We start from the raw sequence: 16892 nt of genomic DNA, 5'->3' as shown, positions 1-16892 counted from the left end.
CAACCCGCTCACTACTAATAATGCAACGCACCGTCTCGTTATTCCAGAGGGTGGCGCTAATCTGTGAGCGTGGCCCGTCCTCGCAGTGAGAAAGCCCGCCAGTCGGTGCTGGCGGCGATGCGTCGCGCCCTTGCTTCCGGGTATGCGGACGTCACGATCGAGGGCCTGGCTCTCGAAGCCGAGGTCTCGAAGCAGACGATCTACCGCTGGTGGCCGTCGAAGGCCGCGATCCTCGGCGAGGCGCTGCTCGAGGGAGAGTTGCCCGCGTTCGAACTGCCCGTAACGGACGATCTGCGCGCCGACCTGCGCGCCGTGCTCTCGGCTCAGAGCCCGGATGCCGTCGCGCTGGCGCGCGCCCTGATCGAGGTGACCGCGACGGATGCCGACCTCGGCCTGAAGCTCAACGCGCGCCTGGCGGCGCCGCTGCGCGAGTGGACGTCGATGCGGCTGGTTCAGGCAGTGGATGCCAGTGACGTGCGGGCGGACGTGGATGCCGCGGTCGTGGCCGACCAGCTGATCGCGATCGGTTCCTACTCGGCCCTGGTGGGCGGGCCGATGGATGCCGGGAAGGTCGACGGGATGGTCGATGTGATCCTGCGGGGGATCGAGGCCTGAGCCGGACTCAGCGCGTGAGTAGCGAGTAGAGCCCTATGCCAGGTGGCGGTGCACCGCTCCGGGGCGTCGGCTTGCATCGTTTCGGAGAATTGATTCGCGGTCAAGCCGGCCCAGAGCTTTCCTGGATAGTTCGCTGCCACGTCGTCAGAGGCGGGAGCCAGTCGAAGTCCGCGCAGGGTCAATTTGCGCCGGTTATTGGGCATCTCGCGATGCCCTTCGATTGGGACGGGAACTCCAACGGGTTGCCACTAACAGGGTTCACTTTCTGGCTCTCCGGGAGGTAGATTGACGACGGTTCCGAATACACGGCTCGGTCGCCATTCCACTCGCGCTCCCATTCGAAGTCGGGGCACGTGACGGGCGCATCGTCAGGGAGTGGCAATTCACTTGCGATGAACGGCATGAAGTGACTCATGAGTTCGGCTATGGCGTTGGATACATCGAACATTCCCGGTGCGATGAACGACCATCCATCCTGTTCGGCAAGAGGGCCAGACCGTGGCAACGCTCCTTCGGGAGGCGCTCCGCGGGTTGGGCCGTACAGGCGGACGCGTTCGACGAAGCCTGGTTCATCCTCGAAGATGTCCCATTCGAAAGGCTGGAACTGGCCGGGGTGGTCGAACAACGCGCGGAACTGGCGCGCCGTCTCCATGACCTCAAGTCGAGACTCCGCTATGGGCAGCCATCCCGACCGCCCTCCCAGCCACTGGATGAAACTCTTCATGCTGTTGGTCGAGGGCAGATTCAGGCGCAGATTGCTGGCAACTCGCACGAGCAGACTGGACCACGCCGACAGCGTCCCGTAATAGGTCTGGAAGAACTGCAACGTCGCGTCGTGGAACTGCATTCGCTGTTCCGCCGACGGTTGGGTCAGGCCGGTAATCGTATTCGTAGTGAAGTTCTTCCGCGCGGCTTCTGCCTGATCCCGATGCCGAAGCAGTCGATACATGCATTCACGGAGATGGCGCGCAGCCTGGCGTTGGAAGGGTGTGAACTCACAATGGTCGGCGTAATGCATCCAGTAAGTCACTTGGTCGGCCGACACTACCCAGGTGATGACCGACTGTTCTGATTCCCCCATAACCACCAGCGTAGCGAGCGTCGCCGACACCGCTCGGCTCGCAGTGGCTTGATGCATGAGGGGACTGAATGTGAGGTAGCACCACCCCGCAGTCCCCCCCCCGCCGACAGCTCGGCCCGATGGATATCTGCGCAACAGCCCGACTAAGTTCAGCTGACTAGCGCCCGCACCCGCTCCCGCAACCCTTCATCACACACGTACACATACGTCCCCCGGATCCCGCGCGTCAGCAGCACGCCGTAGATGTTCCGGATGAACACGAGCAGCTCGTCCTCCCCGAACGAGCCCTTCAGATGCCCGGTGTTCTCCTTGCCCTTCTTGTCGCGGTACGCGTCCCAGTCGGCGACGATCGCGCCGCCTGAGACGCGCAGATCCGGCCCGATGATGACGCCGGCGTAGTTCAGGTCGTAGCCCTGCACCGTGTGGATCGATCCGACTTCGTCGAGTGAGCCGGGGGAGTTGATCCAGTCCTTGTCGGTGCTGTTCCACCGCATCCGCTCGCCGTCGATCTCGATGTCATATGCGGCCGAGTCGTTCTTCGACACCCAGTCCCAGGCGTACCCCGCCACCATCCGTGACAGCCCCGCCTCGGCGTCTCGCGCACGGATCGCTGCGCGCATCTCGCCGACGTCGTCGAACAGTCGCAGGTCGTACTCGCCAAGGTCAGGCCGGGCCGGGTCCTCGCTGCGCAGCATCCCTCGGACGAACTCGACGTAGTCGGCCCCGGCACGCACGCGCATCTGGGTGCTGAGCCGGTAGTAACGGCCGGCATCCCGCGCACCTCGCAATTCGGCATCCAATGTCGCCGGTGACAGATCGTGCGGGCGCACGCTCTGCGCGCCGTCGACGAGCAGCAGCTGGTGCCGGCTGCGTGCCTTGATCCAGTCGAGCTGCGTGTGCTTCGGGTCGTCGTCCCCGAACAGTGCGCGGTTGATCTCGGTGAACTTCTTGTTCTGCACGCCGGACGCCTGGTTCGCGCGCTGCCCGATGCGGTGGGTCTCATCGACGAGCACCAAGTCGTACTCGACTTCCGATTCGCCGAGCTGGAACGGTGTCATGACCATCTTCGGGTCGAGTTTCGGGGTCTTCTTGAAGACCTCCTTGACCGACTCCCGCAGCGCCTGCTGCGGGATCACGAGGGCCATGCGCAGGTCGCGCAGCAATTCACTGTTCTCGGGCACGAAGAACTCGGTGAACATCGAGTCGGGCTCGAGGTCGTCGTGCGCGCGATGATCGCGGATGTCGGCGAGCAGCTTCATCAGGAAGATCGCGATGATCGTCTTGCCCGTGCCGGGGTCGCCCTGCACGACGAGCGTCGATCGGATGTTGGGATGCTGCAGATCCTCGAGCAGCCCCTCGACGATGTCGGTGACGGCGATGGCCTGATCGCTGTTGAGAGCCTTGAAGGGTGACAACTTGAACAGGTCGGAGTTCTCGATCTGCGGGATGCTGCGCGAGAACAGCCCCTCGGAGCGGAGCGCTTCGAAGACGTCGCGGAACGATTCCCGGTACAGCTCGCGGTCGTAGTACTGCGCGTCGGTGAGGCCGTCGTTGCCGTTGAGAAGCTCATACTGCCCGTCGCCGTGGAACCAGCGGATCAGGTGCGACTCGAGGTCGAGGCAGACCGACTTGTTGAACTTGTCGTCGACGACGACGCGGATGCTCTCGAGTCCGGCGTCTTTTTTCGGACCGTCGAGGTGCTGCCGGATCCGGTTGTGCGCGCTGACGGTCTCGCCGACGTAGAGCTTGCGCTTGCCGTCGAGCAGGTAGACGACGGGCCAGTTCGTGTGCTGCTGATCTGTCTTCGCCCAGTCATCGACGTCGGTGCGGTTGAACGCGACGTGACGGATGCTGGTCACGGTTCGAGCTCCGTGTACTTGGTGCTCCGGCCGCGGGCCTTCTCAACCGGGTACTTCGTGCGGGTCTGCTCGAGCTTGCGCAGCACGATCTCGTCGAGATCGACGCCCAGGACGCCGGCGAGGTGGATGCAGTAGGTGACGACGTCGGCGAGCTCGTCCTCGACCTCGCACTTGTCGAATTCCGCACTCCACTGGAAGCACTCGAGCAGCTCGCCAGCCTCGATCGCGATGCTCTTCGCGAGGTTCTCGGGAGAGTGGAACTGCGCCCAATCGCGTTCGGCGGTGAACGCGCGGAGGGCGTCTATGGTCTGCTTCGACGGCATGGGAGGGAGGGTATCAGGGAGGCGAGCGTGCTACAGCGGTCCGAAAGTGTCCTCTAGGACCTTCTTGAAGGCCGTCGCCGATTCACGATCGAAATGCAAGCTTTGAGTGGGGGTGGCACCGGGTTTTGGCCCCGCCTTGGAGAAGTTATAGAGGTATAGGAGCAGCGTGCCGTCGTTTGCGTGGACTTCGGTGAAGTAGCCATCGACCTCGGTTCGGGGTGCCTTGGCGTCAATATCACCCTTGATGAAGCGTCTAAGCTTGGCCATGCAGCAAATCTACCGGAGAGTCTGGGTTTTCCTGCAGCCCCGCGGTCCTTGCGCCACTGTTCGATTCATAGCTGGCGCAGACGCGCGACCATCGAGAGTGGATGGTACTGTCGCGCAAACGTGAGTCCGCCTCAAAGGTCGGGCGCGACGGCGATGATTTTCGTGGCATCTGCGGGGAGAACCGATGAGAAGTCAGACCGGAAGTGAAGCCCCGAGACACCTGAGGGCAGCGGAAACTCAATCGACGGCCGAGGTACCGTGTTCGCGGCGTAGAACTGGAGGCTGCTGCGAGCATCATCTCGCATATAGCGAACGTCGAAGAACTCATCAAGTGATGCGCCGCATATTGCGGCGACCGAGCGCCACAGTAGATCACCTTCTGGTCGCTCGGCGAGACGACTGCTGAGTTCGCCGACGACGTCACCGACGCGAACTCCAGAGTTGCGCAGTTCAACAATCACGGACGCGAAGAAGTGGTCGTCAGGGACTAGTGGAACAGCTTGATGTATTGACAAGTCGTGAACTCTTTGCTGGCTCGAGGTTGCTTTGACTTCGACTGACAGCCTCGGGTTCATGAAGGCGAAGTCTAGATTGTCAGTTGGGTCGAGGTGCCAAGCGCGCACCCATTTCTCAAGGTGAGGAACACTGTCTAAGAGGGTGAGTTCGCCGATCAAGCCAATCACGGTGGTGCGAGCTGGCATTTGCAGGCGCCAGAAGAGGGAGACCCAATTGCCTACTTCCTTCTCAACTTCGGCATCACTGGGATCTGTGGGAAGCTGAGCGAGAAGCGCAGCACAGACTGTCGCGAAGAGATTTCGTACCTCGGGGTCAGGCGAGATACAGCGAACGGTACAGACACGGAGAAGGTTGGTATGGCCCTCTTCCCGTAGCTCATACGTCGCGCCATAGTCCGCGGACAAAAGGCTGAGTCGAAGGGCGGGCATCGGACGAACGGACTCTCGAGCCCGCACCACGAGAGTCCAGGAGTACTCGGAGTCGACGGCCGCGAAGAACGTGCGGTCCGGGTCGAGGGGTTCCACGACTAGCACCCGTGGCGGCGGCTTAGACCCCGCAATGCGCGCTTGGGCCCGAAGAAACGCACCGATGAGAGCACGCGAGTTCCAACTCATCTCATGTTCCGACTTCGATGAGCCAGCCGACGCGGGACTCCTCGGGGATTCGCCAGGCAGTGACAAGGTGCTGGCCGAGTGGCCGCTTAGTTCCTCGCTCAACGACTTCCACCACATGCAACTGGATTGTCAAGGGCGCGCTCGGATCGAACTCCTCACGGTCACCGTAGTACCCCGATGAGTTGCGGCCCTGGAAAAGTTGAATAGCACCGTCGCTGGTGACTTGGCGTTGAGCGAGCTCCCCGCCAGGTCGCATCCAAGCCACGCGTACCGCAGCCTCAGTTGGTTCGTCGTCCTGGAGCTTCGAGAGATTGAGGAGGACCGCCTGCACGTTTGGCTCCGCGAGCCACGACTCTGGGCTTGTTTGGACGAGGAGTTCAAGGGCATTGGCGAGTGTTGTGTAACCGACGCGGTGGCCGTAAGGGGTGGCCGTCCATTCGACGCCCTCGAGGGCTTCCACAGCGTGTGCGCGCGCATTTTCGAGAGGAAGCGCATCATCCCGGACGGGCTTCGTGTCCGAGATCCACCGGTCCTTGGCTTTCACGTGGATCATTGGGATGGAGATAACGGAAGCGCGGGTTGCCTTCATCCTGTTGTCGAGAAGGAACTGTCGTTTCCATTCCTTGAGCGATTCGTTGCCGGCCTCGATGTCATGGAGCGAAGCGAGCATGTCCTTCTCGTGTTCCACGTACATTTCAAAGTCATCCCGGACGTCGGATTCGAGGTACACGCGACAGAGCCCGAGGTAGGAGGCCTTGTAGCCGAAGAACCGCGCGCGCTGCTGTACGGTGTCGGCGGTTCGGGTCCCGGGGCCTCGAGGCATGTAGGTGACAGTGAGTCCCTCCACGGTGAACCCTCTGTCGATCGCCTGTCCACCGACCAGGATGTAGGACTGAGTCGGGCTCCAGTTGATGACCGGCGTCTGTCCTTGTCGTGTGTTCACCTCGACGATGTTGAGATTCCTGAACACGACGTCCAGCGCGGCCCAGCATTCGTCGAATGGCGCGATGGACGGGAAAGTCGCGGCGAGACCATCCCAGGCCTTACGGAACTCTTGCTGAAGGTTGACGGGAAAAACCTCATCCTGGTGCTCGTACTTGTCCTGCCAGTCCTTCCTCATGCCGGAGATCCAGCGCACGAAGTCGGCGTGAGCATCTTTTTGGCGAGAAGGATGGACAAGCATCGACCGTGTCTTTGGCTTTCCACTGGTCACAACGTGCCCCGCGCCAATGAGAAACTCAAGCATCGCCTGACGAAGCCCCTCGGGTGGCGGCCCGTTAGGATGATCAGCCGCGGCCAAGTCCTGTGCGCTGATGGTCTTTACCAGACTGTTCGTGGACCCGAAATACCGGTCACCCCCTGTATAACCGCTACCGGGCTCCAGTACGCGGACAAAATCAGGCGAGAGAGCGTCATCGATGGCAATAAGGAGTGGTGCTTGGGGAGTGGCAGTGTATTGCAGGTAGTAGTGCCCGGGAAGCGCGTCGCGGAGCGCGAGCAGATTGCCGTAAGTCGCTGATTGCTTCCCCTTCTTGGCCTGGGTATTCAGGCTAGCCTGGTCAGCCTCGTCATCGACAATGAGCACCCGCTGGCCCTCAAAGTCAACCCCGTCGAAGAGGCCGGTGAGATTGAGGATGCCGCCGTGGTGCTTGAGGAGTACGACGACTGCCGTTTGCTTGTATGCCTTCGGAGTCGATGACTTGCTCCAGTTCGCTTGGACGTTCTGAAGTGCCTGCCCGATCTGCTGCAAGGACTGCTGCTTGTCGTTTGGCACAGCGAAGAGCCATCCGTCCTTGTCAGCGTTGCCGAGATCGCCCTTGAGCCGGCGCTCCCCCTGTGCGAGAAGCGGATTGGAGATTCCGCTGATCACGATCACCAGCGAGAAGCCGTTGTCGCGAGCGAGCGCGATTACACCTTCGTATGAGAGTGTCTTGCCCGACTGAACTCTACCGACCACCAACCCAGTCGAACCGGGGCCTGCGGTCAACGCGCCATCCAGAACGCTGATGGCGCTCGCACGAATGGAGTCACGGGCGTCCTCGTTTACGACCTCCTGAAGGAAGCCCGTGAAGGTATCGCCAACGACGAGTTGGCTGTTGCCGAGGTGAGGTTCTGGGGTCAGGACGCTACCGGTCACGGGTCACTCCTTAGTCGCTTGGACAGTGCTGCGCCGAGCAGCAAGTTGACTTGACGCATAAACTTCGCAGCGCTCTCGCCGTCACCCGCAGTCGTCTGCAGGCTTTCGGTGACAACCATCGCAACTGCGACTCGAAACACAGCTTCGAGTGCGTCAGAACTGCCGAGGGCGAACTGCTTCAGGAACGGATGCCCAGTATTTAACAGGAGTTGCGCCGTGACATTTCCGCTGCCCGCCTCAATATCAACGTGACGCACTAGCCAGTCCTTCTCTGACGCACGGCTTCCCGCCGTAATCGTGACCGTCCAAGCGCGATCATCGTGTTGGAACGTGAACGTCTGCGTTACATCATGTGAAGTGGTGTCCGGTCTTGCGGAAACTTGCGTCGGCGGAGCCGGCGTTGCGGCTTCCTCAACAACTTGGTGGAGGACAGGCGGTATCGAGTGCTCGGCAACCTCTGCTGTGTTCTCGGTCGCGGCGCGGATCCGCCTGAGCTCAGCACGGCTGGCCTGGCGCGCACGATAGTGCTCGGCCTGTTTGAGGAGTGGAAGGGGTTCCTCGTCGAGTGCCTCTCGGAGTTTCTCGTGGAACTCCTCTTCGAGCCCCTGCCACTGGAAGCCATCCTTCGTGTGGCTCACCGGAAGGCCCTCGACTTCGAGTTCGCCGAACAGACGCTGAGACCGATAGGAGTTGCCTTGACCGTAGATGCGCGCGGGACGATATGGGGTGTCCCCTGTCCCGACTATCACGCGCCGACGACGGAAGAGCGACAAACCATTGCTGTTCGTCCTGCCCTCAGCGCGAATCGCAGCCCATCCCTTGATGCGTACGCCTTCATCGAGGTGCAAATCGATGTGCTTGTGCCACTCCAGCGCGACGTCCGAGTCCCCGTCGGCTGATGTCGTGCGATAGTCCGGAGCGCGTAACACGTCTGGCTCGATGAACTCCATGTTCTGCCCAGCCACGGAAAGTACAAGAGTGTCGTCACGGAGGAACGCACGATAGATCTCGCGGAGGTGGTCGCGTACTTTGCCTAGCGTGCGTCCCCGGAGGAACTGGTTGAGGTTCCAAAGTTCGATGCGCGTGAAGTGACTATCGACATCTGCGGCTGCCGCCGTGACATCAAGGCGCTCAACCTTGTCCTGAAGGACTGCTTGCATATCGAATTCGATTGAATAGATGTTCGGGTCGCCAGCGCTGGTGGTGACGACACGCCAGTTCTTGGCGAACCAAATCGACGCACTCTTCATGCCCATGCCGAATTCGGAAAGGCCTGTCCGATCAGGGGGAACCTCGGCCGCTTTGAATGCTCTATCGAAGTCCCGGCGAGCGATCCCCCCTGCGTTATCGACGATCTCGATACGTCCACCCTGGTGTTCGTCGTACACAATGTCGACATTGAGCTGGTAATTGGGGTCCAATTGACGCAATCGAGCGTAGGATCGGCTCGCGCTTTGAATGGCATTGTCGACGTACTCTGCAAGCGCGTACCAGGGCTCGTAGTTGAGATTGCTGAGCACGCCCAAGATTGATACACCGGGTACGATGCTCACCGCTGGCGCAAAGTCAGTGGCGCCCGTGGTGGTGGGGGTGTCGCTCATGGGTGTTCTCTACGCGGCCGTTGCCACATCACGATTGGCTGCAGCAAGTAGTGGACGTGCAATTTCCTCTACTACCTTGGCGTTGACTGCATTTCCCAGCGCTTTGTAAGCTTGGAGATCGCTGTCAGGAAGCTTGATGGAGTCAAGACTCTGCAAGCGGGCGCACTCCTGCGGGGTCATGTAGCGGCGCTCCCATCCGAGAATCGGAACCTGAGTGTGGGTCATCGCGATCAGACTCGGAGCTGTGTTTGTCCGTTTTACACGTACGCCAGACGCGCGAATCTGTAAGACATAGTTGTTGATGGATCTCTCACCACCTTGCGCGTTCCACTCAAACTTCTGCAGGCTTGACGGCAACTCCCAGAGCCGAGAGCGACGAAGCCAGGGGTCGATCCAACTCTTGTTGGCCTTGTAAAACGCTCGATTCTGGGCGATGAACGCGACCTTCCACTGCGGGAACTGGTAGTCAAGCCTGCGCCCATGGCTGGGAAGCAGTTCGCGTTGTGCTTCTTCGTCATAGCCGCGCAACGACACTCCAAAGCTTCCACGGAACTTGTCGAGCGACTTTGCGCCGAGTTCAGCTTGAAGCGCGGCAGGCGTTGCATCTTCATACGGATAGGTAGCGCCGAACTCCATCGCCCAGATGGGGAACGATGGGAGCTTTACGTGATCGGGGGATGAGCGGAGAAAGTCATCCCAGATATCGATTGCGCGAATCGTCTGGGCAGGCACCGGCCGATGTGGTTTGGAGTTGGGGTCTAGAACATCCGTGATATCTGTTGGCCCAGGATGCTTCTTCGGCCACTCGAACTGCGCAAGTCCGTGCTGGGACCCAACGAAGTAGGCGCGCTCACGGACCTGCGGGATCCCGAAGTCGTGGGGCGAAAAGCGTTCGATCTTCACGTCATAGTTCAGATCTCGGAGCATGCCTTCGATCTTCTCCCGCGTCTTTCCGCCATCGTGCCGAAGGATATTTGGAACGTTCTCGAGAATAAACCGATCGGGGCGCTTCTTGTCGAGCACTTCTAGAACTTTGAAGAACAATCGTCCTTGGAGCGTGTGCTCGAAACCTAATTGCTCGCCAGCCTTCGAGAACGGCTGGCATGGGAAGCCGGCCGCAAGCACGTCGTGTTCAGGGACTTGACCCACCACGTCGGTGAGTTCGTTCACGTCGCCCCACGGCTTCAGATCAAAATTCACTTCGTAGAGCGCGTTGAGCGTCGGATCCCACTCGGCGGCGAACACGGCTTTGCCGCCGAGATTCTCCAGGGCGATGTGGAAGCCACCCAGGCCGGCGAACAGGTCCACGAACGTGAACGGGGCGGTTGCTTGTGTGTGCTGCACAACCACAGGCTATCCAAGGCGTCCGACGTCGCCAGGCAGGTGGCTAGCGGCGCGTCCCGACTGAGAATCTCGGGCTCTGTACGACAGATCGACGGGACTTGTGGAAGGGCGTGCGTCCCACTCTGGCCAACTCAAGGAGAACTTCGGCGCGGATGTCATCTGGTCATGCCTGAGTGACCGCCCGCTTCAGGTGCCTCACGAGGCTCTCTCCCCAGGCCGCTCGCGCAGCATCCCGCAATGGGATCTAATGAGCTCTTGCCGACCCGCTGAGTAGAGCGCGATAGAGCCGTCGATGGAGCCAGGCACCAGGGCCCAAGGCGGCACTGCAGTGCCCTTTCGCCCAGTCAGATCCTGGAGAGAATGTCCGCCTTCTTTGCCGCGAACTCCTCCTCGGTGAGTACACCCGCATCACGCAGCGATGCCAGCTGCTGCAGCTGCGCTGCGAGATCCGGCCCTGTCGCCGACGGCATCGCCGCGGCAGGTACCACCGCCTGTACGACGACGGGTGCAGAGGTCTTGGCCTCCTGGTCCTGCATCGCAGTGAGGATCGCCGACCGGAACCGTGCTGCCTCGTCCTTACTGACGCGGAAGGTGATCATGTTGACCACGGCACCCGCTGAGGCCTGCACATCGACTGCGTAGTACTTCAGACCGTCCTTGCGGCTGGTCACGTTGGTGACGTGCTTGAGCATGACCATGTCGTGCTCGTCCTTACCGCCCTTCACGCCGGTGACGAGCAAGGACGCCCCGCCAGTCAGCACACCCGCGGTGATCTTCCCACCCGAGACGCCGCGGGGGCGCTCCCACTCCAGCCGGTCAGGCCACAGCTGGACCTTGGCGTTCTTGCCGTCGATGTGGCTCTCTAGCTCGATGATCGGCTGCGGCTCAGCGGCGGCCCCATCCACAGGCGCGGCGTCAGGGGCAGCGACCGGAGCAGTTGATGGCGCCGCTCCCGGCACCACGGACCGAGCCTTGTCCATGCCAGCCTGAGCCGCCTGCGAAGCAGCGTCCTTCACCTTGTCAAACAGGCCCATGTTTCCTCCATTTTCCGGTCCCTCACAACTGACGATATCGGACACCACACACCCGCATCATCATGCCCAGAATCTTCCTGGACTGCGGCCGATGCCCAATATGCTCGCGATGCCCCCGGTGATCTGTTCTCCCGGGATCTGGGGAGGGAGGACCCGATGACGAGCACTGACGCGCGCCCACGAGGCCGAGACGGTGAAATACGAGGCGAAGAACGTGCAGACCATTCGGGGCACTGAAAAGCTCGAGTATCTCGAAGTGGGAGAAGGGCGGCTGTGAACTCGTCACCCAGAATCCGGCACGATTCGAACGGAGCTGGTTTTCCGCCGTGCTAAGTCGAAAGTCCAATGGAAGCTAGTCAGGATCCTTGGCGGCGTACTCGTGGTCGTCGCGATCGTCATCGTGATCGGTGTGAACCTGAGCCGCGGTGACGACTCCGAGCCTGCCAGCACACCGAGCGCGGAATCATCGTCGGCGCCTCGCGGCGAACCCTCAAGTGAGCCAGAGGAGCCCGTCGCCACCGCTCCCACCGAGAGACTCCTCCGGCGATCGAGAACAGCGCCGGTGCGGAACGGCGGGACGAGGTCGTCGGGCAGCGACGGTCCGAACTCGTACTGCGCACCGAGCGCGTCACCGGCGGCGGACGCGAGGACGGTGCCGATCGCGCGGTCGAGCTGTGCGGGAGTGAGGTTCATCGGTCTGTCTGTCAGTCCGCTTCTCGTTGTTCTCGATACGCCGCGGCTACCAACGCCCTGATCTCCTGAGCGTCCGCATCGGCCTCTCGCATCAGCTCAAGTAATCGCTTGTGATGGGCCCAGTGGCGGTCCCACAGCGCGGAACCGACGGCGGACTCGAAGTCGATCCGCGTCGGATTCCCTCGGCGTTCGTACTCCTCGATCCGCGCGATGCGCTGCTCGATGCCCGTGATCCCGCGAGTGGTGGGAGAGAGCCGAGCGCCGCTGCGCATCCAGGTCAGCCAGTTCTTGTTGCCCTTGCTCTGATTGCACTTCCCGCATGCAGGCACGAGGTTGTGGATCTCCGAGATGTAACCGGTGGGGCGCTGCTTGACGACCAGCGGACGCAAGTGATCCCACTCCGTGCTGGTGTCGCCACAGTATGCGCAGTTGACGGCATCCAGCATCCCGAGGATCTCCAGCGCATCGCGCACCTCTTCGTCAGTGGGGAGCACGACCGGGATCACGCCGTTCACGAACGAGTTCGTGATGCTCGAGCTGCGGCCGGTGATGCGCACGGGCTTCGGCATGGCGAACAGAGACAGGTAAGTCATGATCTGATCTTCGCGGATGCCGACAGCTGCGACTGCTTGAGGCCGGTCGGGACATGACCGGTCCTCGCGTCGATGAAGATCGGGCGTTCCTCAATTGGCCAACCATCGACATCAAGGCCACGGTCGTCGTGTTCATTCCGAGCGTTCACTGTGCTCTCCCTTCGGAAGAAGGGCGGCACCCGCGGGCACCCACCCATCGACTTGCCCGCACGCGATCGCGCCGGACCGGTTCTTCCCCTGGGGCACCCCGCTCGATGGAGGACGGTTGCCGTGCCGCATCCTCCGGCAGCAGCGGCTTCGGCGGCGGCGACCGCATCCAGGCGACCATGGTGTTCGAGAAGCTCACCTGATCGGGTGCTGAGCGAGATCGACGAGACTGAGCGCTGGCGATATCCCCGTCGCGAGGAAGTAGAAGCAAACGCCTAGAGCCTCACTTCACCCACCGTTGAGACGGGCGAAGTGAACGATGGTAACGAAGATGGCAAAGGCTGCTGCGTCGAGGGCTAGTAGTTTGCCGAGCAGGTCATAGCCCGACTTGACGGCAAGCTGGCGAGCGTCGTTGTAGTCGCGCCTCGCGATTTCTCGGTCACGCCACTCCGATTCGGGGAGACGGTCGATGTAGTCCGGCTCTGGGGTCGGTTCGGGCCAACGCACATGTCTGTGGCCCATTACACGCATGACGCTTGCAGCGCCTGAAAGGATTCCGACCCCCGCGCCCAGCCAGGCGAGGAGTTCTTGCGCAGTGCGCGGGCTGGGGAAAACCAGTACAACCACGCCAACGACCATCATCGTGATCGCTGCGATTAGCGATGAGTGCTCGTGCACAAACCGACCGAACGTCCATTCTTCAGTCGCGGTGCCATTGGTGTGTGTCATCGTGATCACCTCCGATGTGGCTGAGGCTAAATGAGGTGACCGACATGGTCGACAAAACGGCCCCCACCCGTGCATCATTCCGGCGAGGTGATCCTGGGAGTCAGCGGTCGATGCGTCGCACTCGATCACGCTCCACCCGGAGTCCTGACGTGTGGAACCCCACGACCGAACTCGTCGATCGCGGGGTTCTGCGGGTCTTCAGCCTTACGGCTTGACGAACACCTCGTCCGCGATCATGCCGGGACGGACACGGATCAGCACGGTCTCGCCGTCCGGCACGACGAACGCGACCGAGCCCGTTGCCGAAGCACCCTTGTACAGCTCGTCCAGACCGATGGGATCCTTCAGCGTTGCCAGGCTGTCGTAGCTGTTCACGACGTTTCCAGCGCTGGTCACGACGTCCACGCCCACCTCGGCAGCCATGCCGGACTCATCGCCGTTGTACGTGACGGTGTAATTCACGATCTCGTAGTGTGACCCTGCAGGCGCCTTGTCGTTGAACATGTTTCCGTCAGCGACGGCGGCGTTGCCGTCGGGCGTGTAACTGTTCATGACGACAGTCCAGTCATCGGTGCTGATCTTGGACTTCAGCGGGTACGGGTTGTCGCGCGTGCCCTGCTCGGCAGACTCGGCAGGCTTCTCTTCGGCGTCGTCGGCCGGCTCGTCCTTCGGCTGTGTCACGGTCGTCTCCGACCCGCCGAAGGCGTCGTCGAACGCGGTCGCGACGACTGTGAAGAAGACGATGAAGCCGACGATGGTGCCGACCACCGAGACGATGAGGGCGACGATGCCCATCCACTTCTTGTCGCCCTTGAGAAACAGCGAGACGATGCTGAGCACGAACGCGATCGGCAACAGCACCCAACCGACGATGAGCGCGCCGGGGATGCACGCGAAGATGAATCCCACGACCGCGACGATCAGCGACACCAGGGCGAGGACGTTCAGCTTCTTCTCGCCGGCAGGTGCAGGCGGAGGAGCCATAGGCGGCTGCGGCATACCTGCCTGAGGCTGGGGCGCACCCGCGGGCGGCTGCGGCGAAACGGGGTCACTCGGAGCGTTGGGGATCGACATGTGCGTGTCCTTCGAAGAGGTGCCTGGGGGCACCGGCCTATTCCACGGCGGTCGCCGAGGATCGCCGGTTTCGCGCGCACGACGAATAGGCCCCCTCCCAGGGCGTGCCCCCTCCCAAGGGCACGATGCGCGGAGCGTCATGTGCTGCTCCGAGGTCCGAGCGGACCGGCTGAGCGCCAGAGTATCGCAGGCCGCGGACATCCGAATATGCGGTGCAAGGAGAATTGGTCACAACACGATAACCGGACCCCGCAACCGGTCTTCCTCGGTCACGGGGTCCGTTCGGGCCCAACCCACCCGGGCATCACTCCGGACGGGCACCCGGGCGGTCAGCGGGCGCCCACCAGCCGCCAGTCTCCGTGCTCGCTGATGTCGGTGAGATCCTCGTGCCCGAGCCACTCCTCGCGCAGCCTCATGCACAGCGATCCGCTTCCGTCTTCGAGCTCGATGAGCGTCAGCTCCAGCTCGCGGGGCTCGCGGGGCAGCAGACTGTCGCGCAGCACCGCATCCTCCACCTCGTAGATCTCGCCCGAGACCTGCGCGCCGCCAGACGCCACCGGATACAGCGCGGGGAACTCGCCCCGCACGTTGAAGAACCGGTACCGGGGCGCGGTGCGGAACCTCCCGACCAGTTGAGCCTCCGAGAGGGCGTCGTTGAGCGACCCTCCCGACATGGCCTGCCCGTTCACGAACATCCTGACCTTCATCGATTCACCTTCCTTATGGGGAGACGGTTCAGACGCGCTCGGCGACCGACTCGGAGCGCAGGTCGTCGACGCGGGCGCCCAGGTTGGGGCGCACCCGGTTGACGATCACGCAGCTCGCGACACCGAGGACGGCGCCGATGGGCCAGGCGAACGGCGCGATCGCGGCGAAGGGCGGCAGCAGGGCGATGCAGATGGCCACGCCACCCGAGACCGCGAACGCGATGACTGAGTTCAGGTTCGTGCCTCGGCCGTAGAAGTACCGGCCCTTCGGGTCGTCGCTGTACAGGCTGTCGACGTCGACCATCTTCTTGCGGATCAGGTAGAAGTCCGCCGCGATGATGCCGGCCAGCGGGCCCATCAGTGCGCCGATGCCGCCCAGGAACAGGTTCACGACGGCAGGCGACGAGTACAGGTTCCAGGGGGTGATGGCGATGGCCAGTACGGCGGTGATCAGACCACCCATCCGGAAGCTGATCTTGCTGGGCGCGATGTTCGAGAAGTCGTACGCGGGCGAGACGAAGTTCAGCACGACGTTCGCACCGGCGGTGGCGATCGCGATGAGGATGATCGACAGCAGCAGGATGGTGACGTTGTCGATGTCGGCCAGCAGATCGGTCGGGTCGTTGATCGCCTCGCCGTACACCTCCAGCGCCGCCAGGCCGATCACGACCGACACCAGGCAGAACGCGACGCCGTTGACCAGCAGACCCAGGCGGTTGCCGTTGATCACCGTCTTCTTGCTCGGCGACAGCCGCGTGAAGTCGGCGAAGTTCAGGATCGGGCCGCTGAGGTTCGAGGTCAGCAGGAACGCTGCGGCGAGGATCGCGCCGACGGCGGGCCAGAACTCCAGGGGAGCATCGCCGACGTGGTAGTTCCAGTCCAGCTTCCACCCCGCGCGGGCGAGGGTCCAGATCGCCAGGGCGAACATGCCGATCCAGATGGTCGGTCCGGCGAAGTCCGACAGCTTGCGCACCGTCTCCATGCCCTTGTAGAGCACGGCGAGCTGCACCAGCCACATGCCGAGGAAGCAGTACCAGCCCAGCTGCGACAGCCCGAGGAAGCTCCCCTCGGTGAGCGACTCGGCCTCCGGCCAGATCTTCAGCACGAGCACCATGACCACGACGGATGCCAGGTACGTCTGAATGCCGTACCAGGCGACGGCCACGACGGCGCGGAGCAGGGCGGGCACGTTCGCACCGAACACGCCGAAGCTCGCCCGGGCGAACACCGGGAACGGCACGCCGACCTTCTGACCGGCGACGCCCATGATGTTGCTCGCCACGTAGATCAGGTACACGCCGAGGCACAGGCCGAGCGCCAGCTGCCAGCCCATGAGGCCCAGCACGAGCAGGCCGACCGCAGCGGTGTAGTTGCCGAGGCTGTGCCAGGCCGACATCCACCAGGCGAACAGATCCCACGTGCGCCAGTGCCCTTCGGCACCGCGCGGCGCGATGTCGGCGTTGTAGAGCCGCGGACTGTACCGCTCGTGCGGCCGAGCGGTGTCGGTGGCTGCGGGTGAAGACTGAGACATCCTTGTCCGTCCTTTGCATCAATCATG

General features: G+C 62.4%; 16 protein-coding genes. 2 read left to right on the top strand and 14 right to left on the bottom strand.

Annotated features, from left to right (window positions below; genetic code table 11):
• Positions 1-69: 69 nt before the first annotated feature.
• Positions 70-615, top strand: coding sequence for a TetR/AcrR family transcriptional regulator (locus tag ACFVAE_RS09395; RefSeq protein ID WP_378890934.1), 546 nt, complete (start codon positions 70-72; stop codon positions 613-615).
• Between the two features lie 178 nt (positions 616-793).
• Here the strand turns inward: ACFVAE_RS09395 and ACFVAE_RS09390 are convergent, their stop codons facing one another.
• The 10 genes from ACFVAE_RS09390 to ACFVAE_RS09345 all read right to left on the bottom strand — a co-directional run bounded on the left by ACFVAE_RS09390 (position 794) and on the right by ACFVAE_RS09345 (position 12677).
• Positions 794-1753: a hypothetical protein gene (locus ACFVAE_RS09390; protein WP_378890931.1), complete on the bottom strand. Its 960-nt coding sequence runs from the start codon at positions 1751-1753 to the stop codon at positions 794-796.
• Positions 1754-1845: 92 nt separating this feature from the next.
• Complete coding sequence (locus ACFVAE_RS09385) at positions 1846-3555, bottom strand: DNA/RNA helicase domain-containing protein (RefSeq protein WP_378890928.1); 1710 nt, start codon at positions 3553-3555, stop codon at positions 1846-1848.
• The gene (locus ACFVAE_RS09380) at positions 3552-3878 is read right to left on the bottom strand and encodes a nucleotide pyrophosphohydrolase (RefSeq protein WP_378890925.1); all 327 of its coding nucleotides are present in this window, start codon (positions 3876-3878) and stop codon (positions 3552-3554) included. The genes ACFVAE_RS09385 and ACFVAE_RS09380 overlap by 4 nt, the downstream gene beginning before the upstream one ends.
• Positions 3879-3908: 30 nt before the next feature.
• Complete coding sequence (locus ACFVAE_RS09375) at positions 3909-4145, bottom strand: hypothetical protein (RefSeq protein WP_378890922.1); 237 nt, start codon at positions 4143-4145, stop codon at positions 3909-3911.
• 131 nt (positions 4146-4276) lie between these two features.
• Complete coding sequence (locus ACFVAE_RS09370) at positions 4277-5185, bottom strand: PD-(D/E)XK motif protein (RefSeq protein WP_378890919.1); 909 nt, start codon at positions 5183-5185, stop codon at positions 4277-4279.
• Positions 5186-5276: 91 nt separating this feature from the next.
• Entirely contained in the window at positions 5277-7412 is a 2136-nt protein-coding gene (locus ACFVAE_RS09365; protein ID WP_378890916.1) for a Z1 domain-containing protein, read from the bottom strand.
• A complete protein-coding gene (locus ACFVAE_RS09360; RefSeq protein ID WP_378890913.1) occupies positions 7409-9013 on the bottom strand; it encodes an ATP-binding protein in 1605 nt (534 codons plus the stop codon). The genes ACFVAE_RS09365 and ACFVAE_RS09360 overlap by 4 nt, the downstream gene beginning before the upstream one ends.
• A 9-nt stretch (positions 9014-9022) precedes the next feature.
• Positions 9023-10357, bottom strand: a complete 1335-nt coding sequence (dcm, locus tag ACFVAE_RS09355) for a DNA (cytosine-5-)-methyltransferase (RefSeq protein ID WP_378890910.1) — start codon at positions 10355-10357, stop codon at positions 9023-9025.
• A gap of 344 nt (positions 10358-10701) precedes the next feature.
• Positions 10702-11436 carry an SHOCT domain-containing protein gene (locus ACFVAE_RS09350; protein WP_378890907.1) on the bottom strand — a complete coding sequence of 245 codons (735 nt, stop codon included), beginning with the start codon at positions 11434-11436 and terminating at the stop codon, positions 10702-10704.
• 659 nt (positions 11437-12095) lie between these two features.
• Positions 12096-12677, bottom strand: a complete 582-nt coding sequence (locus tag ACFVAE_RS09345; RefSeq protein WP_378890904.1) for an HNH endonuclease — start codon at positions 12675-12677, stop codon at positions 12096-12098.
• Positions 12678-12730: 53 nt separating this feature from the next.
• Between ACFVAE_RS09345 and ACFVAE_RS09340 the strand changes: the two genes are divergently transcribed.
• The gene (locus ACFVAE_RS09340; RefSeq protein ID WP_378890901.1) at positions 12731-13027 is read left to right on the top strand and encodes a hypothetical protein; all 297 of its coding nucleotides are present in this window, start codon (positions 12731-12733) and stop codon (positions 13025-13027) included.
• Between the two features lie 85 nt (positions 13028-13112).
• Here ACFVAE_RS09340 and ACFVAE_RS09335 read toward each other — a convergent pair whose 3' ends face one another.
• The 4 genes from ACFVAE_RS09335 to ACFVAE_RS09320 all read right to left on the bottom strand — a co-directional run bounded on the left by ACFVAE_RS09335 (position 13113) and on the right by ACFVAE_RS09320 (position 16865).
• Positions 13113-13553, bottom strand: a complete 441-nt coding sequence (locus ACFVAE_RS09335; RefSeq protein WP_378890898.1) for a hypothetical protein — start codon at positions 13551-13553, stop codon at positions 13113-13115.
• Positions 13554-13757: 204 nt separating this feature from the next.
• Complete coding sequence (locus tag ACFVAE_RS09330; protein WP_378890895.1) at positions 13758-14537, bottom strand: hypothetical protein; 780 nt, start codon at positions 14535-14537, stop codon at positions 13758-13760.
• Positions 14538-14956: 419 nt separating this feature from the next.
• On the bottom strand, positions 14957-15334 hold the full coding sequence (locus ACFVAE_RS09325) for a gamma-glutamylcyclotransferase (protein ID WP_378890892.1): 378 nt from the start codon (positions 15332-15334) through the stop codon (positions 14957-14959).
• A 28-nt stretch (positions 15335-15362) separates the two neighbouring features.
• Complete coding sequence (locus ACFVAE_RS09320) at positions 15363-16865, bottom strand: NCS1 family nucleobase:cation symporter-1 (protein ID WP_378890890.1); 1503 nt, start codon at positions 16863-16865, stop codon at positions 15363-15365.
• Positions 16866-16892: the final 27 nt, after the last annotated feature.

Origin of the sequence: Microbacterium sp. NPDC057659 (genome assembly GCF_042799915.1) — a bacterium.
GTDB lineage: Bacteria > Actinomycetota > Actinomycetes > Actinomycetales > Microbacteriaceae > Microbacterium.
Note: the sequence above shows the minus strand (reverse complement) of the source record. Positions and strands in the feature narration are given on the sequence as shown.

Excerpts from the sequence above, each read along its gene's own strand:
- ACFVAE_RS09325 (WP_378890892.1), bottom strand. The coding sequence starts at position 15,334 with ATGAAGGTCAGGATGTTCGTGAACGGGCAGGCCATGTCGGGAGGGTCG.
- ACFVAE_RS09320 (WP_378890890.1), bottom strand. The coding sequence starts at position 16,865 with ATGTCTCAGTCTTCACCCGCAGCCACCGACACCGCTCGGCCGCACGAG.
- ACFVAE_RS09340 (WP_378890901.1), top strand. The coding sequence starts at position 12,731 with ATGACCGGTCCTCGCGTCGATGAAGATCGGGCGTTCCTCAATTGGCCA.
- ACFVAE_RS09380 (WP_378890925.1), bottom strand. The coding sequence starts at position 3,878 with ATGCCGTCGAAGCAGACCATAGACGCCCTCCGCGCGTTCACCGCCGAA.
- ACFVAE_RS09335 (WP_378890898.1), bottom strand. The coding sequence starts at position 13,553 with ATGACACACACCAATGGCACCGCGACTGAAGAATGGACGTTCGGTCGG.
- ACFVAE_RS09345 (WP_378890904.1), bottom strand. The coding sequence starts at position 12,677 with ATGACTTACCTGTCTCTGTTCGCCATGCCGAAGCCCGTGCGCATCACC.
- ACFVAE_RS09375 (WP_378890922.1), bottom strand. The coding sequence starts at position 4,145 with ATGGCCAAGCTTAGACGCTTCATCAAGGGTGATATTGACGCCAAGGCA.
- ACFVAE_RS09360 (WP_378890913.1), bottom strand. The coding sequence starts at position 9,013 with ATGAGCGACACCCCCACCACCACGGGCGCCACTGACTTTGCGCCAGCG.
- ACFVAE_RS09330 (WP_378890895.1), bottom strand. The coding sequence starts at position 14,537 with ATGGCTCCTCCGCCTGCACCTGCCGGCGAGAAGAAGCTGAACGTCCTC.
- ACFVAE_RS09390 (WP_378890931.1), bottom strand. The coding sequence starts at position 1,753 with ATGCATCAAGCCACTGCGAGCCGAGCGGTGTCGGCGACGCTCGCTACG.